This is a genomic window from Hymenobacter glaciei (assembly GCF_039539585.1).
GTDB lineage: Bacteria > Bacteroidota > Bacteroidia > Cytophagales > Hymenobacteraceae > Hymenobacter > Hymenobacter glaciei.
In genome coordinates, this window is record NZ_BAABDK010000005.1 from 1 (window position 1) to 24,034 (window position 24,034).

Annotated in this window: 26 protein-coding genes; 13 read left to right on the forward strand and 13 right to left on the reverse strand. The window is 57.8% G+C overall.

What is annotated here, in order from left to right; genetic code table 11:
- Positions 1–135: 135 nt before the first annotated feature.
- The 5 genes from ABD837_RS03415 to ABD837_RS03435 all read right to left on the reverse strand — a co-directional run bounded on the left by ABD837_RS03415 (position 136) and on the right by ABD837_RS03435 (position 5,025).
- The gene (locus ABD837_RS03415; RefSeq protein ID WP_345050285.1) at positions 136–699 is read right to left on the reverse strand and encodes a hypothetical protein; all 564 of its coding nucleotides are present in this window, start codon (positions 697–699) and stop codon (positions 136–138) included.
- 42 nt (positions 700–741) lie between these two features.
- The gene (locus ABD837_RS03420) at positions 742–1,257 is read right to left on the reverse strand and encodes a hypothetical protein (RefSeq protein ID WP_345050288.1); all 516 of its coding nucleotides are present in this window, start codon (positions 1,255–1,257) and stop codon (positions 742–744) included.
- Between the two features lie 4 nt (positions 1,258–1,261).
- On the reverse strand, positions 1,262–2,890 hold the full coding sequence (locus ABD837_RS03425; protein WP_345050291.1) for an acyl-CoA carboxylase subunit beta: 1,629 nt from the start codon (positions 2,888–2,890) through the stop codon (positions 1,262–1,264).
- A gap of 153 nt (positions 2,891–3,043) precedes the next feature.
- Positions 3,044–4,051, reverse strand: a complete 1,008-nt coding sequence (locus tag ABD837_RS03430) for an MlaD family protein (protein WP_345050292.1) — start codon at positions 4,049–4,051, stop codon at positions 3,044–3,046.
- Between the two features lie 113 nt (positions 4,052–4,164).
- Positions 4,165–5,025, reverse strand: coding sequence for an N-acetylmuramoyl-L-alanine amidase family protein (locus ABD837_RS03435; protein WP_345050295.1), 861 nt, complete (start codon positions 5,023–5,025; stop codon positions 4,165–4,167).
- 79 nt (positions 5,026–5,104) lie between these two features.
- On the opposite strand from ABD837_RS03435, the gene ABD837_RS03440 reads away from it, so the two are divergent.
- From ABD837_RS03440 to rplS, 9 genes are all read left to right on the forward strand, one after another.
- A complete protein-coding gene (locus ABD837_RS03440; RefSeq protein WP_345050298.1) occupies positions 5,105–8,287 on the forward strand; it encodes a putative LPS assembly protein LptD in 3,183 nt (1,060 codons plus the stop codon).
- Positions 8,288–8,432: 145 nt separating this feature from the next.
- Entirely contained in the window at positions 8,433–8,633 is a 201-nt protein-coding gene (locus ABD837_RS03445; protein ID WP_345050301.1) for a hypothetical protein, read from the forward strand.
- A gap of 156 nt (positions 8,634–8,789) precedes the next feature.
- Positions 8,790–9,605: a 3-methyl-2-oxobutanoate hydroxymethyltransferase gene (gene panB / locus ABD837_RS03450; RefSeq protein ID WP_345050304.1), complete on the forward strand. Its 816-nt coding sequence runs from the start codon at positions 8,790–8,792 to the stop codon at positions 9,603–9,605.
- 267 nt (positions 9,606–9,872) lie between these two features.
- Entirely contained in the window at positions 9,873–10,583 is a 711-nt protein-coding gene (locus tag ABD837_RS03455; protein ID WP_345050306.1) for an RluA family pseudouridine synthase, read from the forward strand.
- Between the two features lie 220 nt (positions 10,584–10,803).
- Positions 10,804–11,592: an acyl-CoA desaturase gene (locus ABD837_RS03460; RefSeq protein WP_345050310.1), complete on the forward strand. Its 789-nt coding sequence runs from the start codon at positions 10,804–10,806 to the stop codon at positions 11,590–11,592.
- Between the two features lie 156 nt (positions 11,593–11,748).
- Positions 11,749–12,297: a 30S ribosomal protein S16 gene (locus tag ABD837_RS03465; RefSeq protein ID WP_345050312.1), complete on the forward strand. Its 549-nt coding sequence runs from the start codon at positions 11,749–11,751 to the stop codon at positions 12,295–12,297.
- Between the two features lie 96 nt (positions 12,298–12,393).
- Entirely contained in the window at positions 12,394–12,960 is a 567-nt protein-coding gene (rimM, locus tag ABD837_RS03470; protein WP_345050315.1) for a ribosome maturation factor RimM, read from the forward strand.
- A 76-nt stretch (positions 12,961–13,036) separates the two neighbouring features.
- Positions 13,037–13,711 carry a tRNA (guanosine(37)-N1)-methyltransferase TrmD gene (gene trmD / locus ABD837_RS03475; RefSeq protein ID WP_345050317.1) on the forward strand — a complete coding sequence of 225 codons (675 nt, stop codon included), beginning with the start codon at positions 13,037–13,039 and terminating at the stop codon, positions 13,709–13,711.
- Positions 13,712–13,880: 169 nt separating this feature from the next.
- Positions 13,881–14,264 (forward strand): 50S ribosomal protein L19, encoded by a 384-nt coding sequence (gene rplS, locus ABD837_RS03480; protein ID WP_345050320.1) that lies wholly within the window; start codon positions 13,881–13,883, stop codon positions 14,262–14,264.
- A gap of 106 nt (positions 14,265–14,370) precedes the next feature.
- On the opposite strand, the gene ABD837_RS03485 is transcribed toward rplS, so the two are convergent.
- Together ABD837_RS03485 and ABD837_RS03490 are read right to left on the reverse strand one after the other, a co-directional pair.
- Positions 14,371–14,775 (reverse strand): hypothetical protein, encoded by a 405-nt coding sequence (locus tag ABD837_RS03485; RefSeq protein WP_345050322.1) that lies wholly within the window; start codon positions 14,773–14,775, stop codon positions 14,371–14,373.
- A gap of 154 nt (positions 14,776–14,929) precedes the next feature.
- Positions 14,930–15,637 carry a hypothetical protein gene (locus ABD837_RS03490; protein ID WP_345050325.1) on the reverse strand — a complete coding sequence of 236 codons (708 nt, stop codon included), beginning with the start codon at positions 15,635–15,637 and terminating at the stop codon, positions 14,930–14,932.
- Positions 15,638–15,901: 264 nt separating this feature from the next.
- Between ABD837_RS03490 and ABD837_RS03495 the strand changes: the two genes are divergently transcribed.
- The 4 genes from ABD837_RS03495 (at position 15,902) to ABD837_RS03510 (ending at position 19,040) form a co-directional block, all read left to right on the forward strand.
- Positions 15,902–16,309: a 6-pyruvoyl trahydropterin synthase family protein gene (locus ABD837_RS03495; protein ID WP_345050327.1), complete on the forward strand. Its 408-nt coding sequence runs from the start codon at positions 15,902–15,904 to the stop codon at positions 16,307–16,309.
- Entirely contained in the window at positions 16,302–16,961 is a 660-nt protein-coding gene (gene folE, locus ABD837_RS03500; RefSeq protein WP_345050329.1) for a GTP cyclohydrolase I FolE, read from the forward strand. The genes ABD837_RS03495 and folE overlap by 8 nt, the downstream gene beginning before the upstream one ends.
- Positions 16,962–17,065: 104 nt before the next feature.
- On the forward strand, positions 17,066–17,980 hold the full coding sequence (locus ABD837_RS03505) for a TIGR01777 family oxidoreductase (protein ID WP_345050331.1): 915 nt from the start codon (positions 17,066–17,068) through the stop codon (positions 17,978–17,980).
- Between the two features lie 403 nt (positions 17,981–18,383).
- A complete protein-coding gene (locus tag ABD837_RS03510) occupies positions 18,384–19,040 on the forward strand; it encodes a hypothetical protein (protein ID WP_345050334.1) in 657 nt (218 codons plus the stop codon).
- Positions 19,041–19,064: 24 nt separating this feature from the next.
- On the opposite strand, the gene ABD837_RS03515 is transcribed toward ABD837_RS03510, so the two are convergent.
- The 6 genes from ABD837_RS03515 to ABD837_RS03540 all read right to left on the reverse strand — a co-directional run bounded on the left by ABD837_RS03515 (position 19,065) and on the right by ABD837_RS03540 (position 23,979).
- On the reverse strand, positions 19,065–21,467 hold the full coding sequence (locus ABD837_RS03515; RefSeq protein WP_345050336.1) for a transglycosylase domain-containing protein: 2,403 nt from the start codon (positions 21,465–21,467) through the stop codon (positions 19,065–19,067).
- Positions 21,468–21,643: 176 nt separating this feature from the next.
- A complete protein-coding gene (locus ABD837_RS03520) occupies positions 21,644–22,102 on the reverse strand; it encodes a hypothetical protein (protein WP_345050338.1) in 459 nt (152 codons plus the stop codon).
- Between the two features lie 52 nt (positions 22,103–22,154).
- Positions 22,155–22,547 (reverse strand): hypothetical protein, encoded by a 393-nt coding sequence (locus ABD837_RS03525; protein WP_345050341.1) that lies wholly within the window; start codon positions 22,545–22,547, stop codon positions 22,155–22,157.
- Positions 22,548–22,832: 285 nt separating this feature from the next.
- Complete coding sequence (locus ABD837_RS03530; RefSeq protein ID WP_345050343.1) at positions 22,833–23,183, reverse strand: hypothetical protein; 351 nt, start codon at positions 23,181–23,183, stop codon at positions 22,833–22,835.
- Positions 23,164–23,694: a hypothetical protein gene (locus ABD837_RS03535; protein WP_345050345.1), complete on the reverse strand. Its 531-nt coding sequence runs from the start codon at positions 23,692–23,694 to the stop codon at positions 23,164–23,166. The genes ABD837_RS03530 and ABD837_RS03535 overlap by 20 nt, the downstream gene beginning before the upstream one ends.
- Positions 23,695–23,757: 63 nt before the next feature.
- A complete protein-coding gene (locus ABD837_RS03540; protein WP_345050347.1) occupies positions 23,758–23,979 on the reverse strand; it encodes a hypothetical protein in 222 nt (73 codons plus the stop codon).
- Positions 23,980–24,034 lie beyond the last annotated feature (55 nt).

Consider the following 24,034-nt stretch of genomic DNA (forward strand, 5'->3'; position numbering starts at 1 on the left):
GTGTTTACTCGACTCATTCCGCAAATAACGAGCATAATGCAAACTAATTCATCCGACCTACTTAACTCTCACATTATACACCTTCTCCATCGGCGCATGGTTCACCTCGTCTTACGCTTCGTTGCCGCCGGCCATTTAGTATCGCAGCTCTATGCCACTTTTACTTAGAGCATCAGCACCAGGCAAAACGTCCATACCATCAAACTTCCCAACCGCCATTTTACCAATCTGCCGCCTCAGTCGTCCGGAAGTTGAGGCTATTTCTTTCCAGTTCCAGCGCTTTACTTCTGCCAGCTCTTTGTCATCATCCACTCTTCCCAAAGCTCCTTTCTCATTGAAATGGCCAATATGAGAATGATGAAGGTTGTTTTTCTGGCAACCACCTAAATACAGCTGAATCAGTCCCCATCCGCTCGTCGCATACCGAAAGGTGTGACCTTCGCAATACTTTGGCCGCAGGTTGATTTTCCTAAATGCGGCCTCTCCACCAAAACGGGGACTCCACAGCTGAAGCGTCACAGCAAACTGTCCACCGTTTTCCAAATCAAATTTTGCAGCTATTTCGGCGGTGCTTTTGTATCGACAAACCTTCTGGCTGTATTCGGAAGACAAGTCAAAAACCTGCACGTCTGTGTTTTCAAAAATGAACTCAAAAATCTGGGTTTTATCCGTTCCGGTTGCCAAGAAATTGTAGTTCATGTATTAATAAACTGATTACAAATCAATTTTATACCCAGCCAATCAGTCAAGGCCCATACCACGTGCCTTCAGCCGGATGCCTTGCTCCCGCCACATTCGCAACAGCTTTTTCAGCGTTTCAAGCTCCTCTCTCGACTTCAGCAAAAAATCCAGGACGATTTTCTGGCGGGCCACGGTGGAGAGAACAATGCGGTTGCCGTACCCGGAAGCATTAGTCGTACCAGCCGTTGTGCCTCGCACCACAACGGCTACTTTCCGCAGCATGCTAAGCGAAAAAGCCTCTTCCCCGATTTGAAAACTGTTTTCGGAAATCAGCAGGTAACTCTTTTCCCCCAGTGCCTCATCGGCAAAAACCAAGGCAAAGCCCCCACACACTGCAACGAACAGAAGGCCAGCCATACCCCAGGCAAAAAAGTGGGGCCGGAAAAATGCTTGATGCTGCAGCACCAGCACCCCCGCCAACACCACCGCCAATACAAAAAGCGCGGCGAAAAGTCCGTTCAGTATTCGCTTACCGAACGATGCGCTGTTGGGGATGCTGAGCCTTAAGGTCGTCATGTTCTCACACCTGAATAACCCCCACGTTATAAGCCTTCTCAATTGGCGCGTGGTTCGCCGCTGCAATGCCTTCGGAAATAACTTTACGCGTCTCCAGCGGGTCGATTACGGCGTCGACCCAGAGGCGGGCCGCGGCGTAATAAGGCGAGAGCTGCTCTTCGTAGCGCGCCTTGATGCGGTCAAGTAGTTCCTTTTCTGCTTCGGGGGTGATGACTTCGCCTTTGGCCTTGAGCGAAGCTACCTGAATTTGCAGCAGGGTGTTGGCCGCCGCCGCGCCGCTCATCACGGCCAGCTGGGCGGTGGGCCAGGCCACAATGAGGCGCGGGTCGTAGGCCTTGCCGCACATGGCGTAGTTGCCAGCGCCGTAGCTGTTGCCCACGATGACCGTGAACTTGGGCACCACCGAATTACTCATCGCATTCACCATCTTGGCGCCGTCCTTAATGATGCCGCCCTGCTCAGATTGGCTGCCCACCATAAAGCCCGATACATCATGCAGAAAGACCAGCGGGATGCGCTTCTGGTTGCAGTTCATGATGAAGCGTGCCGCTTTATCGGCCGAGTCCGAGTAAATGACGCCGCCCATCTGCATGCCGGTTTTCTTGCTCTTCACGATTTTGCGCTGGTTGGCCACAATGCCCACAGCCCAGCCATCGATGCGGGCCAGGCCGCAGATGAGCGTCTGGCCATACAAGTCCTTGTAGGGCTCAAACTCGGAGTTGTCGACCAAGCGATTGATGATGTCCATCATGTCGTAAGGCTTCACCCGGTCGGAGGGCAGCATACCGTAGATTTCCTGCTCGTTCTGTGCGGGTTTGGCCGGTGTGGCGCGGCTAAAACCGGCCGTGGCCTGTCCGCCCATTTTGTCGAAGATGTTGCGAATGTGCGTCAGGCACTCTTCGTCCGTATCGAACTTGTAGTCCGTCACGCCCGAAATCTCGGAGTGCATACTCGCGCCGCCCAGCGCCTCATTGTCGATGGTTTCGCCAATGGCTGACTTCACCAGGTAGGAGCCCGCCAGAAATACCGAACCGGTGCCATTCACAATCATGGCCTCGTCGCTCATGATGGGAAGATACGCGCCCCCTGCTACACAAGGCCCCATAATAGCCGAAATCTGCACGATGCCCATGCTGCTCATCACCGCGTTGTTGCGAAAGATGCGGCCGAAGTGCTCCTTATCCGGAAAAATCTCGTCCTGCATGGGCAGGTACACGCCCGCCGAGTCGACGAGGTAAATAATAGGCAGCTTGTTTTCGATGCTGATTTCCTGGGCGCGCAGGTTCTTCTTCGCCGTAATGGGAAACCAGGCGCCGGCCTTCACGGTGGCATCATTGGCCACCACCACGCACTGCCGCCCGGCCACGTAGCCGATGACCACCACCACGCCGCCGCCGGGGCAGCCTCCCTCCTCTTTGTACATGCCCTCGCCCGCGAAGGCGCCAATTTCTACCTGGGCGCTGCCTTTATCCAGCAGGTAGGCAATCCGTTCGCGGGCCGTGAGCTTGCCCTTGGCCTTGTGGGCGGCAATGCGCTTCTCGCCGCCGCCAAGCGCTACTTTCTGAAACTTCTGACTAAGATTAAAGCTGAGTTGTTTGAGCTGGTCTTCGTTGCGGTTGAACTCGACGTTCATAAAAAGAGCTGGGTGGGAATTTGGTGGGAGGGCACAAAAAAATCCGCCCGAGAGCGGATTTCAAAGGTACGTAGGACGCAGCCTTTGCTGCGTCGGGCGGCTACAACATAGCGGTGGGGAACTTTCCGATGCCAACGCAGCAAAGGCCGTGTCCTACTTCACAGTAGAGGCACCATCCACTTTTTTCACCTCGGTCGTGGTGCTACCGTCGGGCTTTTTCGTGGTTTCTACCTTGCTCTTGTCCTTGCCGCCACCAAACACCGAGAAGTGAACATAGCGCTTGGGGTTGGCCTTGAAATCGACGAGCAAGTCGTTGGAAGCGGCCGTGGTAGCGGTAAGGTTCCGGTACAGCGTCGAGTCGTGCAGCAGCTTGCCCATCGAGCCCGACTGGTCGTTCAGGGCGGTGTTCAGGCTTTTCACGGTGGTCTGCGCATCGGCCAGCGTCGCGTTGAGGCGGCGCAGGGCCGGGCCCACGGGCGCGTTCTTCAGCGAGTCGGACAGTTGCGAGAAGTTGACGGCAATTTTATCGAGCTTGCCAGTGGTTTTGTTTAGCGCCGTGCTCATCTGCGCCAAATTGCGGGTGATGGTGTTGATGTTGGCCTGGTTGGCTACCAAGAGCTTCTGCAGTGCCTCGGCGCTGGCCCGGGCTCCCAAAAGCGTACCCTGAATGTTGGTTTGAGCGTCTTTATTCAGGAAACCGTTGATATTGGCCAGCGTGGCTCCCACCGTATCAAGCACGGGCAACGCCTTGGCCTGGAAAGCATCGGCAATGCTGGAAGGCGTAACGGTGCGAATTTCTTCGCCCCCGTTATAGTTTTTTGAATTTTTGCCCAGCGTAAGGGTAATGCCCTTCGAGCCCAGTAGGGTGCCACCCAAGCTTGCGGTGGTGGAGTCGCCCACCACCAGCTCCTTGTCGAGCTCTAGCGCCACGCGCACGGAGTTGCCCTTGGTGGGCTCCAGCTCCATACTCTTTACCTGGCCCACCTTAATGCCGTTGAGCACCACTATGGCCCCTACGTTCAAGCCATCTACTTTGGGGTAAGTGGCGAAATAGGTGCGGTCGGAGGAGAGGACGTTGCTGCCGCGCAGGAAATTGTAGCCGATAACGAGGGCCGCAATAGCTACAATGGCGAGCAGGCCAACTTTTATTTCTTTAGACACGAGAAAATAGGTGTGATTGTGAGGAACGAGGGAGGCAGGGTAAGGGAAACAACATACGGAGTGGCGGTCCTTTTCGCTTGCCCAGCCGGTTATTTGCTCATGCAACCATTCGGTTAGCCGCCTTCAAGCTCGCGCTTGTATTCGCGAAACGCCCGGTAGATGCCCGCGGCCATATACGTTTGGTTGGCTTTATCGTTGAGGTAACGCTCCTCGGTGGGGTTGGTAAGAAAGCCCGACTCGATGAGCACCGACGGCATGGTCGACTTCCAGAGCACCAGAAAGCCCGCCTGCTTCACGCCGCGGCTGGGGCGCTTCACACCGGTGCGCAGTTGCCGGTCCACCCGTTGGGCAAAGCGCAGGCTGTTGGTGATGTAGGCCGACTGAAACAATGAGAACAGAATATGCGACTGCGGCGAGCGGGGGTCGAAGCCATCGTAACGGCTTTTATAATCCTTTTCCTGCAGAATAACCGAGTTTTCGCGCTGGGCCACGCCTAGGTTGGCGTCGGTTTTGTGCAGGCCCATGGTCCAGACCTCGGTGCCGTGGCTCTGGCTGGGCCCAGCGTTGCAATGAATGGAAATGAACAGGTCGGCGTGGTTGCGGTTGGCGATGGCCGCGCGCTCGTCGAGCTCGATGAAGACGTTGGTTTTGCGGGTGTAAATCACCTTCACGTCGGGCATATTCTCCTGAATCTGCTTGCCCAGGGCCAGAATGAGGCTTAGTGCCACGTCGGCTTCGCGGGCCGAAGCCCCGGCGCAGCCCCGGTCTTTGCCGCCGTGGCCGGCGTCGAGCACCACCGTGCGCAGGTGGTAGCGGTAGGGCGCGTTGGGCAGGTCCGGCGTCCGGGCCGAATCGGGGGCCGGAGTAGCGGCACGGCTAGAATCGGGCGTGGTTTGAGCTTCGGCTTTCCACTCGCCGGTGCCAGCGCCCAGCAGCAGCAGGGCCATACTGGCCCAGATGACAATAATCCGCACAGTGTTCGTTGAAGGGGCGGTAGCGACCTGCTACCTTTGTATAAGCCCCAAAAGTAACAAATTTAACTGCTGCTATACTTTGCCCGTCTGGTTTAGTCTTTTCGCCGATGCCGGTTTGCGGCGCTTCTACCACGGCCAGTCCCGGCAGTGGGCCGGCCGGTTGTTGTCGGCGCTGCTGCTGTTGGGAGTCGTGCTGCCGATGGCCAGCCCCGCCTTTGGGCAGGCCACGCCCGCGCCCAAATCCAAGCACAAGGCCAAGGTGCAGGCCCGCAAAGCCCGCGTGAAAGCCATTCTGGCGGTGCCCTCGCTGCCCGATAAGGACACCGTTACCATAGCGCCGAAACGGCCGCTGCCCCGCGCTAAGCCCGGCCAGCGCGCCGGCAGTGCCCCTACCCCGCCGGTACGTAACATTTCCGTCGACCCGCGCGACCCGGTGGGGCCGCCGCCGCCCGGCGTGCGCAACACCGGCCAGCCGCGCGTGCCCGGCACCTCGCACAAGCCCGTACCCGATACGCTGGCCCGCCCGTTGCCCGGCGGCGGCACCGCCCTGGTAAACGACACCACCCGGCGGGGCGACTCGCTGCAAGTGGCAGCCCGCCCCAAGGGACAGATAGCCACCACCATCAAATACACCGCCAAGGACTCGATGCAGTTCGACGTGACGAAGAAGGTGGCCCGCCTCTACAACAAGGCCAATGTCGACTACGGCGACACCGACCTCAAGGCTGCCCTCATCACGGTAAACTATGGCCAGAACACCATGGAGGCCGAAGGTCGGATGGATTCGGTAAAAAACCGGCTGATAGACCGCCCCGTGCTCAAGGACGGCGCCAGCCTCTACACAGCCAGCAACATCGCCTACAATTTCAAGAGCAAGAAAGCGCGTGTGACGGATGCGGTGACGACCCAAGGCGAGGGCTTCGTGAGCGCGGCCACCATCAAGCGTCTGCCCGATGGCGATATCAACGGGCTAAACGGGCGCTATACCACCTGCAACCTCGAACACCCGCACTTCTACATTCAGGCGAAGAAGATGAAAGTGATTCCGGGCGAGAAAGTAGTAACTGGGCCCTTCAACCTCGTGATTGGCGACGTACCCACCCCGCTGGGTTTTCTGTTTGGCTTTTTCCCGATGCCGAACAAGAGCCGGGGTTCGGGCGTGCTCATTCCCACCTTCGGGCAGGCCTCCGACCGGGGCTACTACCTCACCAACGGCGGCTACTACTTCGCGCCTAACGACTACATCGGCGTGCGCCTCACCGGCGACATCTACGCCGGCAACAACCAGAAATTCGGCGGCTGGGGCGCCACAGCCGATTTTTCTTACCTAAAACGCTACACTTTTAACGGCAACTTCAACCTGCGCTTTTCGAACCGGCCCACCAACCCCATTCTGCTTGGCAACGACGGTTCGGCCAACGTGGGCCAGACCTACATCCAACCGCCTTCCAGCAACTCGTTCTGGGTTAGCTGGTACCACTCGCCCGTGGCCAAGCCCGGCGGCGGGCGCTTCTCAGCCAGTGTGAACGCCGGCACCAGCAGCTTCAACCGCATAAACAGCCTCGACGCACGCCGCTACCTCTCCACGCAGTACAGCTCCAGCATCGGCTACTCGAAGCAGTTGCGCTACCTGCCCATCAACTTCGATGTGAAGATGAGCCAGGCCCAGGGCACCGACGGCACCATGACGTTCACGCTGCCCGACGTTAGCGTGGGCGTGGCCCGGCAGTACCCCTACCAGTGGTTTGGCATTAAGCCTGGGGCCGGCGGCAAACTCGGGACTATGCTTTACGAGCAGTTCACCATCAGCTACAACCTCACGGCCCGCAACGAATTCAGCAACGCCGTGGCTCCGCGTACGCTTAGCAGCGGCTTCCCGCTACTAGGCGGCGGGGCAGAGCTCACGCGTATTCCCTTCTCGTTTGGCAACGTGGGACGCTTGCTCAGCAACGGCCGCAACGGGATGCAGCACCAATTCAACATTGGCGTGGGCTCTTATTCACTCGGCCCGCACATCAAGCTGAACCCTTCTGTAAGTTACGGCGAAGTATGGTACGGCCAGCGCCTGAAATACTCCTACGAGCCGCTGGCTGAGGCTGTACGCATTGATACCGTGAGAGGCTTCAACCGCATCGGGGCCTATTCGCTGGGTGCCACCCTCAATACCACCGTCTACGGCACGGTGGTGCGGCGCGGCACCCACAAAATCCAGGCCCTGCGCCATAAGCTGACACCCAGCGTCTCCTATAACTTCTCGCCCGATGCTTACACGGCCGGCAACTATTACCCCCAAAATACTCCGGTGTATCAGCGCGGCCGCGACATTTTCAAGGACGCCAACGGGAACATCCCTGTAACCGGGAATAACAGGCAGTACCTCACCGACGCAGTGCTCAACACTTACTCCTTCAACAGCTACGAAGGCTCCTTGTACGGCGTGCCTGGCAGCGCGCGCCAGCAGCAGATTTCCTTCGGCCTGCAAAACAATGTGGAGATGAAGGTGCGCGACGACAAGGACACCACCGGCACCAGCCCTTTCCGCAAGGTGAGCCTCATCGACGGGCTTGATTTCAACATGAGCTACAACTTCGCGGCTGAGGTGCGAAAACTCTCCGACCTGAACGTGCAGTTCCGCACCCAGATTGCCAAGAAGCTTATGCTGACTAGTGGAGCCAGTTTCTCGCCTTATCAGCGCAATAGCCAAGGCGTAGAGATTGACAAATACCTATTTCAAGCAAATAATCGCAAGCTGCTGCGACTCTCCTCGGCCAGCTTCCAGACATCCTACGCCTTCAATCCCACTACCGGCACCAAGAAAAGCGTAGTGCGCCGGGCTGTGGCTCCTAGCAACGACCCTACGCTGGGTACCGTGGGCCCACCTAACTTCTACGCCGATTACGTTGACTTCGATATTCCGTGGGAGTTGAACCTGACTTACGCGGCCGGCTACACCACCAACACGGTTCCACTCACGTCAAGCAACCAACGTCCACCCATTCTAGCATTGAATACAATGGGAGCAACAGGCTCAATTAAGTTAACGCCAAACCTCAAATTCAGTTCTAATTTGAGCTATGATTTTGTTTCCCAGAGCATGGGCTTTACCAGTGTTAATTTTAGCCGCGACCTGCACTGCTGGCAAATCACGGGCACTTGGTTCCCATTTGGTCAGTTAAAGGGCTACAACTTCACCATTGCGGCCAAAAGCAGCCTGTTGCAGGACCTTAAGTTGAACCGTAACCGCCAGGCCCAGTACCAATAGCAGCGCTGCGGCACACCGACTCCGATTTGCCGTCGGTCGGGTATTTAGGCTCATTGGCGGGGGAAAGTAATCCCTCCGCGAAAGAGCGGCATCTTTTTTCTTTTGATAGCAGTTTATTCGGTTTTCTTATAACCTTTTCCCTGCTATGAACTCAACTGACTTTCATCAGCTGCGAACGGCACCAACCGTGAGTAGGACTACCTTTTTCACCGAGTTGCTGGCCGAATCCAGCCCCCGTTTGCAAAGCGAAATGTTCATCGATGAGGTTACTTCACTCGACACCATCGACTTGGCTCCCAACGTCACTGTACCTACCCAGTCTTCGGACACTCGTTTTCCTGCCTGAACCAACGAGCCAACTGTTTTCTGTCCTTATTTCAGCCCCTGTGCTTCGGCCAGGGGCTTTTTGCGGCCCATGCCATGCCGGGTAACGAAATTGTTGCCAGCTTTGCCCCGCCAAACGGCTACTTACTTCGTCCTCTCGCCTCGCGCGCCATTCCCCATGTCCCAGCACAAGGAAATCAAACTCGTTACCACCCACCAGATGCTCGCCATGAAGGAGCGGGGGGAAAAAATCTCCATGCTCACGGCCTACGACTACTCGATGGCTCAGATTCTCGACGGCGCGGGCGTCGATGTGCTGCTCGTTGGCGACTCGGCCTCCAACGTCATGGCCGGCCACGAGACCACCCTGCCCATCACCCTCGACCAGATGATATACCACGCCCAAAGCGTGGTGCGCGCCGTGAAGCGGGCTTTTGTGGTGGTCGACATGCCCTTTGGCTCCTACCAGGGCAATTCGTCGGAGGCCCTGCGTTCCGCCATCCGCATCATGAAAGAATCGGGGGGCCACGGCATCAAGCTCGAAGGCGGAGCCGAGATTAAGGACAGCATTACGCGCATTCTCACGGCCGGCATTCCGGTGATGGGCCACCTGGGCCTCACGCCGCAGTCCATCTACAAGTTTGGCACCTACAGCGTGCGCGCCAAGGAAGAAGCCGAGGCCCAGAAGCTGCTCGAAGACGCCCGCCTACTCCAGGAAATCGGCTGCTTCGGGCTGGTACTGGAAAAAATTCCCGCCTCTCTGGCCAAGCAAGTAGCCGAAGAGCTTACCATCCCCGTCATTGGTATCGGGGCCGGACCCGACGTCGACGGCCAGGTACTCGTAGTGCACGACCTGTTGGGCATCACCAAGGAGTTCAAGCCGCGCTTTTTGCGTCGCTACGCCGAGCTGCACGACGTGATGACCGAAGCCGTGCAGCATTACGTAGCGGATGTAAAGAGTCGCGAGTTTCCGAGCAAGGAGGAAGGGTACTAGGCTTCGGGCTGTCAACCCGAACGCAGTGAAGGCCCCCATCACGTTAGAACGGTTGTTCGAGCGCGATAAGGCCCTTCGCTGCACTCAAGATGACAGATGATAACCGTTCCCAACCGCCGAACACCGCACTCCCGCCCAGCTTCGTATCTTCGCCGCATCAACAGCAAGAGCGGAGCGCCCGGTGAGTGTGGTCTGACGACGTGCGGTAGCCCCTGAGGGGCCCCGGCCCGCTCCTGCGAGTAACCTATTTCCGCCCGTTCCCGCCGCGTGAATCGTCCCAACCTCTGGTCCGAAGGCAGAGAAATTCTGTTCGAAGACAACCATTTGCTCGTCATCAACAAGCCCGCCGGCATCCTGGTGCAGGGCGACGCCACCGGCGACGAGCCGCTGTCCAAAAAAGCCGCCGAGTACCTGCGCTTCAAGTACAAGAAGCCCGGTGAGGCTTTCGTGGGCGTGTGCCACCGCATCGACCGGCCGGTTTCGGGCATCGTAATCCTGGCTAAAACCAGCAAAGCGCTAAGCCGCCTGAATGAGATGTTTCGGGACGACAATATTCATAAAACCTATTGGGCCCTCACCGGCCGCCCGCCCGTACCAGAAAATGGCACCTTGGTGCATTGGCTGGTGAAGGATACCATCCGCAACGTCACCAAGGCCTACCCCGAGAAGCACAGCCAGGGCCTGCGCTCCGAGTTAAGCTACGAGTTGCTGGGCATGGCTGGCAACCGCTACCTGCTCCAGATAAACCCCGTAACGGGCCGCCCCCACCAGATTCGTACCCAGTTGGCCACCGGCCTGGGCACCCCCATAATCGGCGATGTGAAGTACGGCTTCATTGCTCCACTGCCCGACGTAAGCATTGCCCTGCATGCTCGCCAACTGCAGTTACAGCACCCCGTAACCAAAGAGGTGATAACCTTGGTGGCTCCGCTGCCCGACGCCCCGCACTGGGATGCAGCCCGCGAATATTACAAGTAGCCCATAGGACGCAGCCTTTGCTGCGTCGCCGTTCGGACTGGGCAACCTCCTCCAGCAGCTATAGCGGAATGGCGAACTCGCTCAGCAATGCGTGCAAGATTTTGGCCTTCCTGGTCCAAACACCCCATTGCGCTTACCGCGGCCGTAATTTTGTATTGTTAAAGCTGAACCTAAGCCAAGCTCTTTTGCTTGTGCGGTCAGCTTCCCTATTCCAGCTTTTATGGCTATTCTGATTTTCTTCGTTTCGCACTATTACCTATCGCTGTTCACGCAGACGTTTTATTTGCACCGCTATGCGGCGCACAAGATGTTTACGATGAACAAATTCTGGGAGAAGTTCTTCTTCCTGTTCACCTACATCTGCCAGGGCAGCAGCTTCCTCTCGCCCCGGGCCTATGCACTGCTGCACCGCATGCACCACGCCTATTCCGACACCGAGTTGGACCCGCACTCGCCCCACTTCTCGAACAATGCGTTCGACATGATGTGGAAGACCAAGATTATTTACAACGATGTGGTGAACAACGAGCACGAAGGAGCCAAGCGCTTCGAAGGCGACATTCCGGAGTGGAACTGGCTCGATAAATTCGGCGGCACGGTGTACTCGCGCCTCGGTTGGGGCACGGCCTACGTGCTGTTTTACATCAATTTTGCCACGGCCTGGTGGCAGTACCTGCTGCTGCCCATCCACTTCCTAATGGGCCCCATCCACGGTGCTATTGTGAACTGGGGCGGCCACAAATACGGCTACCAGAACTTCGACAACCGCGACAAGTCGCGCAACACCCTGGCGCTGGATTTCCTGGCCTTCGGCGAGTTGTTCCAGAACAACCACCACAAGCTGCCCATGCGCGTCAATTTCGGCGTGAAATGGTGGGAATTCGACCCCACTTACGTTGCCATCTGGGGCCTCGATAAAGTAGGCATCATCAAGGTGAAGCGCAAAAACATGAACCTGAACACGATGTCCAAGCTGGCCAAGCCCAAGCGCGAAGCCATGGCCGCGTAACCCCTGCCTGATACCATACAAAAGCCCTGGCCCCGCGCCAGGGCTTTTTTTATGACCAAGCCTAGCTAATGCCCTGAACAAACGCTACCTTTGCACTCCCAATTTCGGGAAACCCTAACCCGACGGACGAGCTCCGTCACACAACCCCACCGGTTTATGGCAGTTAAAATCCGCCTCGCCCGCCGTGGCCGCAAAAAGGCCGCAACTTACGACATTGTAGTAGCTGACGCCCGCGCTCCCCGCGATGGCCGTTTCATCGAGAAACTCGGCACCTACAATCCCCAAACCAACCCCGCCACCATCAACTACGACGCCGACCGTGCGTTTTACTGGATGATGACCGGTGCTCAGCCCACCGACACCGTTCGGGCCATGCTTAGCTACCGCGGCGTACTCTACCGTCGTCACCTCCAGTTGGGTGTCGACAAGGGCGCCATCACGCAGGAAGTTGCTGACCAGCGTTTCAGCGCCTGGAAAGACGAGAAGGACGCCAAAATCGAAGGCAAGCGTACTGGCCTCGATGATGCCAAGGCTACTGCCAAGAAAGCTGCTTTCGACGCCGAAACCAAGGTTAAAGAAGCTCGCGCCGAGTCTCAGCGTCAGAAAGCTGCCGCGCTGCTGGCTGCTAACGCGCCTGCTCCGGCTGCCGCTGAAGAAGCTACCGAGGCTCCGGCCGAAGAAGCTACCGAAGCTGCTGCCGAGTAGTTTTTAGGTACCTGAAAACCGAAAGCGTTTGGGAGTTGTGAGCCGGTTCGGCTGGCAACCCCCAAACGCTTTTTCGTTATCCCCTCCCCCATCATCATGACGCTCGACGAAACCTATCAGCTCGGCTACCTCATCAAAACCCACGGCCTGCGCGGCCAGCTAGTGGCGCACTTCGACGTGGACGATGTTTCGGCCTACACCAAGCTCAAAACGGTGTACCTCACCCTGGCCGGTGCCCCCACCAAGCTGGTGGAGCACCACATCGAGAAAGTGCAGCCCCAGTCCGGCAATAAGGTTCTGCTCAAGCTGCGCGGCATCGACCGCATCGAAGAAGCCGAGCCCCTGCGCGGTTCCCAGTTGCACTTGCCCCTCGCCGCCCTGCCCGAACTCGAAGATGACCAGTTCTACTTCCACGATGTCATCGGCTTCATCGTGGTTGATGAAAACCTAGGCAACCTGGGCACCGTGGAGAACTTCTACGAACTACCCCAGCAAGACATGCTGGCCATGCGCTACCAGGGACAGGAAGTCCTGATTCCGGTAGTCGATGAGCTGATTAGCCACGCCGACCACACGAAAAAGGAGATATACGTGAACCTGCCCGAGGGCTTGCTCGACGTGTACCTTAAGCCTAGCACCCGCCAGCAGGACGAAGCCGAGTAGCGCGGACTTTTAATCCGCGAGTGAACGCACTTCGCACGAATAGACTGACTCGCGGACTAAAATTCCGCGCTACATCATGAGAATCGATATCCTCACCTGCCTCCCGGAGTTGCTGGTTAGTCCCTTTGCCCATTCCATCGTGAAGCGAGCGCAGGATAAAGGACTGACCGAAATCCATGTGCACCAGCTGCGCGACAAAGCCATCAACAAGCATGGGCAGATTGATGATTTCGTGTTTGGCGGAGGAGCAGGCATGGTGTTGCGGGTAGAGCCCATTGCCGCTTGGATGGACGAGTTGATGGCTGAGCGTACTTACGACGCCATTATCTACCTCACCCCCGACGGTGAAACGCTACGCCAGCCGCTGGCCAACCGTTTATCGCTGATGCAGAACATCATCATGCTTTGCGGCCATTACAAAGGCATCGACGAGCGCATCCGCCAGACGTACATCACCCACGAAATAAGCGTGGGCGACTACGTATTGAGCGGTGGTGAGCTCGGTGCTGCTATCTTGGTAGATAGTGTGGTCCGGCTGCTGCCCGGCGTGCTGGGCAACGAAGAATCGGCCCTCTCCGACTCTTTCCAGGACGACTTGCTGGCGCCGCCCATCTACACCCGGCCCGCTGAGTGGCGCGGGCAGGTGGTGCCGGAGATTCTGCTTTCGGGCAATACCCCCAAAATTGAGGAGTGGCGCCATGACCAAGCCCTGGCTCGCACGCAGGCCCGCCGACCCGATTTACTCGCTTAGCAGCTGCTTCGACCGGCACTGCTGTTGAATTAACAGCAAATCAGGTAACAAGCTGTCTGTTGTTCGACAAATCCCTTGCTATCATCACCGGAAAGCACTATCTTTGCGCTCCGTTTCGATAAAATACTAATTCCCGACGGCGGCGCCGTCTTTCGCAATTTTCTCAGCCATGAGCGTACTACTTGACTTTATCCAGGCCGAATCGCAGGAGCGCCGCGCCAGCTTCCCTCTCTTCGCCGCCGGCGACACCGTGAACGTGCACGTAAAAATCCGCGAAGGTGCTAAGGAGCGTATCCAGCAGTTTCAGGGCGTGGTGCTGCAGCGTCGTAACCCGAGCTCCAACGGCGAAACCTTTACCGTTCGCAAGATTTCGAACCAAATTGGTACCGAGCGTATCTTCCCCCTGCTGTCGCCTAACATCGAGAAAATCGAAGTTATCCGTCGCGGTAAAGTACGTCGCGCCCGTCTGTTCTACCTGCGCGGCCTGTCGGGCAAGCAGGCTCGTATCAAAGAGCGTCGCTTGAACCAGGTAGCCAAGGCTCCTGTAGCCTAAGCATTGTCGCAACCTTCGGGTTGTCGAATAACAAAAAGGCCGGTCCCACGCGTGGGACCGGCCTTTTTAGGTTAGTATCAGCACCGTTTGGCGCTTAACAACCCGTTTAGTTGTGCGACGACATGTCCTGCGGCACAGTACCATCGGGAGCAACCGAGCCACCTTTCAACTGCGCGGCCACGGCCGAAAGCGTTTCGCCAAGTTTAGCTACGCGCGGGGCAGTGTTGCCTTCGGCAAAGTTGGCGGCCTGGGTGGTATTGGTACCCAGGCGAGCCAGCAACGGGGCAATCACGTCCACGTCGAGCGTGCCGCTGCCGAAGTGGGCTTTCAGGGCTTGCAGGTCGACCACCAGTTGGTGGAAGGCGGGGTTATTGGCAGCTTTCAGGTCCTCAATCCAGCGCTGAAACTGGTTGTCCAGGCCGGAGCGGTCGGTTGCTTCAGAGAGGTCGCCAGCGAGAAGGTGAATGGCGCTATCGAGATGTACCTGGTTTTGAACTTCGGTCTTTTCCATGGGTGAGTGTCTTGGCTTGGGTTAAAGGTGGCAGCAGGCGCTGCCATTAGTGCGAACGTAGTTTAGCCGGTAGGGTTGGCACTGCCCCAAAAACAAACAGGCCCCGCCGGATACCGGCGGGGCCTGCTGCGAATGAATTCGCGTAGCGCTGAGGCTACTCAATCTTGTTGATGCGCTCCTTCACCGATTCCAGCGCGATGCGCATGTTCACAATGTCGGCACGGGCAGCTTCCTGCTCTTTCAGGTTGGAGTCGATGAGGTTGTTAAGCTGCTGCAGTTCGGCGGCGTTTGAAGCCAACATCTGCTGAATTTCGAGCTTACGGGCTTTGTTCTTATCGATATCCTTCTTGATGGTCTCTTGCTTTGCAATCACAGCCGAGTGGTTGTTCTGCGAGTTCACCAGTGCTTTTTCGGCATCAGTAATCTGCGAAGCCAAGTCATCTCGGTACATCATGCGAGCAAAATCCTTGAGGTATTTTTCAGCCGATTTCCACTGCACGGGCGTAGCTTCTTTACCCAAGTAAGCGTTGCCCAAGTCAATGCTCCACCACACGGTAGTGCCAGTTGGCGAAGCATCTACCTTGCTGATGACGCGAATAGGGTTAGGTGCAATTTCCTCGATAACGACACCGTCGAGGGTAAGCACGCCTTTGTTGTTCTTCACCTTGCTGCCGAACTTGTCGCTCAGTTGCTTCAACCAAGCAGCTTCTACCCGACGGTTGTCGAGCTGCATGCTTACCTGCTGGCCTTTGCGAGGAATACTGTTTATAGACTTATCAGCTTCATCTACAGGAGATTTCTGAGCATAACCGCTCAGCGCTGCCACGCATACAAGAAGTAGGATGAGTAAACTACGTTTCATGGGGATAACAACTAAAGAAAGCATTAAAGAAAAGAGAGTCGGCTAATTGGTTAGGAGGGTAACGTTATCCGGCTTTTCAAATTTAGGACCTTTATTCGATGCAAATCCGCGTACCGCCCTATTTTTTTACATTTTCATCGTTTTTATTCATTTAGTCAAAGTTAAAGTTCCATAGATTCAATTTTTGAGTGGAATTAATCCTTTTATCTGCAGGTACTACTTCCTGGTGCGAACAAAGAATGGATTACCGGGTTAAGTTCGCCTATGCACATCACTGTTTGCCGCACCGAGCACTTCAATGCCGCCCACCGCCTCCACAACCCTGCTTGGAGCGACGACCACAACCAAACGGTTTTTGGCAAGTGCAACAATCCCAACTATCACGGCCACAATTACAACCTGACGGTGCGCCTAACTGGCCCCGTCGACCCGGAAACCGGCTACGTGTACGACCTCAAACGCCTGAGTGACCTCATCAAGCAGGAGGTGCTGGACCGCTACGACCACCGCAACCTGAACCTGGACACGGAAGAATTCCGCACGTTGAACCCTACGGCTGAGAATATCGCGGTGGTAATCTGGCAGCGCTTGCGGCCCCACTTGGCCGCCGAACTGGACTTATCGGTCACGCTCTACGAGACGGACCGTAACTTTGTCGAATATCATGGATAACGCTTCCGGGCAACGCCCGGCCCCCGACTCGCAGCTGCCCGCCAGCCTGCGCACTCCCCTCCACCCCGATGCTTTCGCGCGGAGTGAGGAGGACAAGATTACGGCCATCAGCGGCCATTTCGAGGCCATTATGCGCGAGCTGGGCCTCGACCTGACCGACGACAGCCTGGCCGGTACGCCGCGGCGCGTGGCTAAGATGTACGTGCAGGAATGGTTCAAAGGCCTCGACCCCAAGCACCGGCCCGACGTGCGCCTGTTCGAGAACCGCTACGATTACCACCAGTTGCTGGTGGAGCGCGACATCACGCTGTTTTCGTGCTGCGAGCATCACTTCGTCCCCATCATTGGCAAGGCCCATATTGCCTACCTGCCGGGCACCCACGTGGTGGGCCTGAGCAAGCTGAACCGCGTGGTACAGTACTATGCGCGCCGCCCGCAGGTGCAGGAGCGCCTGACGCGCCAGATTTCGGAGGAGTTGAAGCAGAGCCTGGGAACCGACGATGTCGCGGTACTCATCGAAGCTGACCACTTATGCGTGATGAGCCGCGGCGTGAACGACACGAGCAGCAGTACCCTCACCAGCGAATACAGCGGCCGCTTTGCCTCGGATGAGGCCCTGCGGCGGGAGTTTCTGCGGCAAATAGGAAAATAGTTGTCAGTTGCTCGTTCTCAGTTGTCAGGCTTTTTTGATAATTATGCTTGGCATTCGGCAACCAGAATCTAACAACCGACAACAAACAACTGATAACTAACGAAATGAAGGTTCTCATCACCGGTGGCACTGGCCTGATTGGCACCCGGCTAGCCGAAATGCTGATTGATAGCGGCTATGAAGTGGCTTTGTTGAGCCGCGAGCCCGCCAAGAGCAGCCACTTCCGCAGCTTCCGGTGGGATGTGAATGCCGGGACAATTGACGAGGCGGCCGTGCCCTACGCCGACTACATCGTGAGCCTGGCCGGGGCGAGCGTGGCCGACGGCAAGTGGACCGACGACCGCAAGCGCGAGATTATGACCAGCCGCCTGGGCGGTTTGGCGCTGCTGACCCACGAGCTGGCGAAGCCCGGCCACCACGTGCGGGCCGTGATTTCGGCCTCGGCGGTGGGGATTTATGGGGATGCCGGCGACAAGCTGGTAACCGAAGAAACGCCCCCGGCACTGCCCACGCACGATTTTCTGGCCGATGTATCGCACCAGTGGGAGCTGGCAGCCGCGCCCATCGAGGCGCTGGGCATCCGCACGGTGATTCCGCGCATTGGTGTGGTGCTGAGCACGGCGGGCGGGGCACTGCCTCAAATTGCCAAGCCGATGAAGCTGGGCGCGGGCGCGGCGCTGGGCAGCGGGAAGCAATACATGTCCTGGATTCATCTCGACGACTTGTGCCGGCTGTTTATTGCCATGCTGGAGGATGAGAAGTGGCAGGGCACGTACAATGCGGTGGCCCCCTACCCTGCCACCAACCAGGCCTTTACCGAGGTGCTGGCCGGCGTGCTGCACCGGCCGCTGCTGCTGCCCAAGGTGCCGGCCTTCGGCCTGAAGCTGGCGATGGGCGAGATGAGCGACATCGTACTGGCCTCGCAGAACGTGAGCGCGGCCAAGGTGCTGGCGCAAGGCTTCCGGTACGAGTACCCGGAGCTGCGCGGGGCGCTGACGGCCTTGTACGGCGGGGAGTAGGGCTGGCTCAACGCGCCGCCGACGGCTCCGGAGATGGGTCCGACGCATCAGCAAACCAGCCGATGGCTCCGAAAGGGCGTCCGACGCATCCGAAAACCGTTCCGATGGCTCAGCAAGCCAGCCGATGGCTCCGAAAGGGCGTCCGATGGCCCAGCAAGCTGGCCGATGGCTCCGGAAACCGTTTCGATGGCTCCGGATGGGCATCCGATGGCCCCGCAAGCTGGCCGATGGCTCCGAAGGTCGTTCCGATGGGGTTGGCGAGTAGCTTTGCTTATGCGCATTGCCCTGCTACTCGTCCTTTTCCTGTTTAAAGCGGCTTGCTTGTGCGCCCAACTAATGCAACCACGCTTGCTGACGGCACTTGTGTATACCCAAGACTTAAACGCGGGCAGCTTATAAAATCATGATAAAGCCACTTTTAACGTTGTTCTCTCTTGCGTTGCTTACCGGGCTAACCTCATGCAATAGCAAAACGAAGGAAGAGAATTTTTGGGATTGGTTCAAGACTCACGAATCCAGCTACTATTCAGAGTCAGGCAATCGGGAAGAATTGTTCAGTGAGCTTGGCACAGAACTACATGCAATAGATGAGAATTTGACTTTTGAATTTATCCCGGTTCAAAAAAATCATGTCAAAGAATTGACAATATCTGCGGATGGCATTGTCAGCTCCTTTCCGGCTGTTTCTGCATTAGTGAGCAAAGCCCCAAGTATTAAGAACTGGAAATTCAGCGCGTTTAGACAGCGTACTCCAGGTGATGACATCGAAATAAACTACGAAGGCCTAGGGATGAAAATTGCCTATGATGACATCTTCTTCCGTTACACAAAAGATTCGGCAAAGCTTGGCTTAGAGTTGAATATCCGAGATTATAAAGACTCGGAAAATTTCAAAAATGCAACTTACGTGCTACTTGATGGCCTGATTGGGGAGTATGATATGGGCACCCGAATAGGCTCGATAGATTTCAGGAAGCTTCAGGAATCAGAGCGCGACAAGCTGTTCAAAATAATTGAACTCCGAGGCGTAGTTGATAGCCTAAAAAACAAGGCCCGCTAATAAAGCGGGCCTTGTTTTTTAGGTCTAACGCCCGCCCTTTACGCTGTCGGGCACGGTGCCGCCGTTGTTCATTTGCTCGAGCAGGTTATCGGCGGCGATGGTGTCGACGGCTTCGGCACGGCTGCGGCGGGGCTCCGATTCGGACACGCAGGTATATTTCTTGCTGATTTTGCCAGCGGGTTTGGGGAAGTGGCCGTAGGTGTAGCCGAGGTCTTTGTCTTTGTACACCTTCTCCAGGAACTTGCCGAAGATGGGCAGCGCGGTGCGGCCGCCTTCGCCCTGCTGCGAGCCCACGAAGTGGATGCTGCGGTCTTCGCCGCCCACCCACACGCCGGTCATCAGGTCTTTGGTCATGCCCATGTACCAGCCGTCGGAGTAATTGCTGGTAGTGCCGGTTTTGCCGCCAATCTGGTTGTCGTTGTGCCAGAGGTCGTAGTCCCAGAGGGCCTGCGAGGTGCCGCCGGGCTCTTCCATGCCGCCGCGCAGCATATACGTCATTAGCCAGGCAGTTTCGGCCGAGATGGCGCGCTTCTGGGCGGGGTCGAATTGCTTGATGACGTTGCCATTCCGGTCTTCGATGCGCGAAACCAGCCGCGGCTCGGAGCGGAAACCGGTGTTCATGAACGTGCTGTAGGCGTCCACCATTTCGTACACGCTCACGTCGCCGCCCGAGCCGAGGCCGATGCTGGGCACCGAGAGCAGCGGCGAGGTGATGCCGACTTTGTGGGCGTATTTGGCCACGTTGTCCCAGCCTACTTTTTCAGTCAATTGGGCCGTTACGGAGTTTACGGAGCGGGCCATGGCGTGGCGCAGCGTCATGTTGATGCCGGTGTATTCGCGGGTCACGTTGTCGGGCTGCCACTCCATAGCCTCGCCGTTTTCGGTGTACTTGATGGTGACGCGCTGGTCGCGGATGCGGTCACAGGGCGTGTAGCCGTTGTCGAGGGCGGTGAGGTAGACGAATGGCTTGAACGTGGAGCCGGCCTGGCGCTTGCCCTGGCGCACGTGGTCGTACTGGAAAAAGCGGTAGTCGAGCCCGCCCACCCAGGCCTTAATCTGGCCGGTGAAGGGGTCCATGCACATCATGCCCGATTGCAGGAAGTGCTTGTAGTAGGCCAGCGAATCGAGCGGCGACATGACAAGCGTGGTGTCGTTGTCGTCGTGCTTCCAGGTGAACACCTTCATCGGCCGCTTGGCGTTCAGGGCCGAATCGAGGCGCTGGGGCTGGCCTTTGAAGTGGTTGGCGAGGGTTTTATAGCTCTCGGTGCGCTTCATCTGGGTGAGGATGAAGTCGGGGATTTCGTGGCCTTCGTCGTCCACCCAGGGGTTGGATTCGCGGTTGCGCCAGAAGTTGTCGAACTGGCGCTGCAGGGACTTCATGCGCTCGTGCAGGGCTTCTTCGGCGTGGGCCTGCATGCGCGAGTCGATGCTGAGGTAGATTTTCAAGCCGTCGCGGTACATGTCGTGGCCGGTGCTGTCGCACCAGGCATCCACGAACTGGCTCACCGCCCCGCGGAAGTAGGTATCGGGGCCGTCGATGTGGCGCTCGACGTGGTAGTCGAGTTCGACGGGCGTGGCTTTCAGGGCGGAAATCTGGTCTTTGGGGAGCACGCCGGCTTGGCCCATGCGGTCGAGCACCACGTTGCGGCGACGCTTGGCGGCGGCGGGGTGGAACTTCGGGTTGTAGGCCGTGGGGTTGTTGAGCACGCCCACCAGCATGGCCGCTTCCTGGGGCTTGAGGCTGTCGGGCGAGGTGTTGAAGAAGGTTTTGGCTGCTACTTTAATGCCGAAGGCGCTGGAGCCATACTCCACGGTGTTCAGGTACATGCGTAGGATTTCCTCCTTGGTGTAGCGCTGCTCGAGGTCGACGGCCGTGAGCCACTCCTTGGTTTTGGCCACAATGGTGCTCACCACCGGAATGTAGCCCAAGCCGCCCCGGCTCTGCTGGCGGCGGATTTTGTAGAGGTTTTTGGCCAGCTGCTGGGTGATGGTGGAGCCGCCGCGCTTCTCGCCGCGCAGCGACGAAATCGCCCCGCCGAGCACTGCCTCCAGGTCGATGCCCGAATGTTTGTAGAAGCGTACGTCCTCGGTCGCAATGAGGGCCTTGATGAGAATGGGCGACATCTGGCTGAGCTGCACCGGCGAGCGGTTCTCGCGGAAGTACTTGCCGATGAGCACGCCATCGGAGGTGTACACTTCGGAAGCCTGCTCGACTTTGGGGTTTTCGAGGTCGGACAGGCTGGGCGACTTGCCGAACAGAAACAGGAAATTGGTGCTCACCAGAAACGGGTACACCAAAAACAGTATCACAATCACCCCAAACCCTACCCAGGCCCAACTGGCTAGCAGCACGGGCCAGCGCCGGCGCGACTTGGTTGGCTTTGAGCCAGGAGCAGGAGCGGAAGGGGACGTTTTGAGGTCGGCCATACGAGGCAGCAAGTGGGTAGCGGGGCCAGAACCCCGCTGCGAAGAACGACAAATATACCAGTCGCCTCACCGTAGCGCGAACTTTTAGTTCGCGTCTCCGCGCATCGGCCCAAACCCAAACGGTGCGGGGCCGCGAACTAAAAGTTCGCGCTACAACCAGACAGCCAGCCCGGCAATTAGCGCCGGTGCCGCGCCGTGAGCAGCGCCTGGTGGTACACGTTGCGGCGGGCGCGGACGCGGTTGCGCTGCCAGCGCCACGCCAACTCGCCCAGGGCCAGCAGGATAATGCCCAGGCCCAGGAAGTAGCTCCCGTGCAGCATGCGAATCTGGCCCCGAGTAGGCGAGTCGAGCTCCTGAAACAGAAACAGGCCCCACAGCTCATCAATCAGCGTGAAGGCCCAGATGGCGGCGGCGAAAATACGGCCCGCCCGGCCCAGCGCCAGATGCCAGTGCAATAGGTACAGCGCCACGCCGGGCAACGCCGAGAGCAGCACCAGCGGCGCTTCGCGCACCAGCGGCAGGCCCAGAAAAATGATGCTTAGGGTTTCTTTCAGCACCTGGGCTCCGGCCAAAATGCGGCCCGGACGCGTAAGTGTGGGAATAGCAGGAGGTGGATGCAGGTGCGAAGCGGGCATTGGCACAAGCCCGGGCGGATAAACCGGACGCCGCTAAGATACTGATTCGGCGCTAGTAGCGGCGGGCCATGAGGCGGGCGGCTTGGCAGCGCCAGGTGAGAATGATAATGAGCAGGCCTTTCACCGAGTCGAGCAGCAGGTTGTCGGGCTTGCCAAAGGCGAAGTAGATGCCGATGCCAATGCCTATCCACCACAAGCCCAGCAGGTAGCACCAGGTGGCAAAGCCCGGCCGCCGCCTCTGCACCTGCACCAACGCCACGGCCGCTACCAGCGACACGAACAGCAGCAGCCAACCCATGATGTAGGTAAGGAAGGTAGTAGCTGGACTGTAGACGACGCCAAACTGCTTCAAAGTGAAAGCCGGGGCGAAAAAAGCGCCGCCCGTGAGGGCCAGTTCCAGCAGCAAGGCAATAAAAAGCACGAGCAGCAGCAGCGTACGGGGCATATTGACGAGAGCTTGCGAAGAGGCGAGAAAGGCGATTCCCGGCGTGGGACGCTTTATGGGCCGCCAAGCTAGTCAATAAACTTGAATTAGTGCTGATTCAGTTTATAAACCGCATCCGTCGACGGCCTGACTAGCGCCTGATTGCACGGCCTTTAGCAACACCAGTTCCAGAAAGATGGCAAGGCATTAGCCTTCGCAAGAGTCAATTTGCAAGGAACTGCCAATATTGGAAAACGCCGGATAGCACCATGACAAAGCTTGTCTTGTCTACAGTCACTGCCGCATTCAGGACAACAATGCCAGCACTATCAGGGTCACTACCAATATCAACACTACCACCAGCGCTGCTACTACGTACGCCACCGTTGCCCCGGCGCGAATTACCCAACGCAGCCATGTGGAGCTGAATACAGCCGCTGACCAACGCTGCAGCGTACTCATTACCTGCATCACACCTATTACCATCCCACAGGGCAACACCGCTAAGCTCCACTTGCCAGCAGTTGGGTGGTTGGGCCATAACTCGGCCCGAAACCAGTAGCTGAGCAGGGCCAGCAACAGCCCGCTACCTGTCAGCCACAACGAGCGCGGCAAGGTGGGCGCAGGAGGCAAATACCTACGCCAGTGCGCAATCATCGGCGGCGGGCAGCCCGATTTGCTGGCGGAGGGCAGCAGTGGATTGTGTGGCGTAGGTGGCAAGCGTCCAAGCCACGATGGGCTGGGTGCGTTGGCCGCGGTAGTAGTGCTGGCGTAGGGCGGGCCACACTTCGGGCGTGAGCACGGCCAGCAACAGAAACCCCAGGCACATTATCGACCAATCGCCGTTGCCGAGCATGAAGGCTTTGAGTTTGAGCTCGTCGTCGGGCGTCATGTCATAGCCCAGCAACACGTGCTTCAGGTCGTGGTTCTCATAGTGCGGAATGAGGCGCAGGTCGTTGGCGTGCAGAACATCGGCCACACCCCGGCCAAGGGAGCCGGCCGGCAGGCTTTGCAGGTAGTTGAATTGTGCGCGGGCATCAGCGGTGCCGTAGAGTTGGCGTAAAATGGGAATCAGAAACGAGGTTTTGGCGTGCACGATAATCTGGCGGGCCAGCACTTGAAAGCCGTTCAGCGGCTTGGGGACGTGGGTTTGGAGGGAAGCGAGCATGAGTGGAAATGAGTTAGGATGAGATGGGAGTTGATGAGAAAAGCCCGGTCGGGCTATCCGTCGCTACTGCCGCGACCACAGCAGCATGAGCTGCGTGAAGGCCAGCAGCAGCAGGCCCAGCAGCACCACGGTGGCCGGCAGCACGCCGCGGATGAGGCGCCGCCAGCGCAGGTCGGGCGAGGGAGCCCGCTCCTGCCAGGTGAGCAGTACGCCGAGTGCAGCCACGTCGCCGATGCAGAACAGGATGCCGAGGAAGGTGAGAGCGAATTGGGGGAGCGTATTCATGTGGACTTGAAATAAATTAGAAGGAAGACTTGGCACGTTGCAACACGACGTAAAG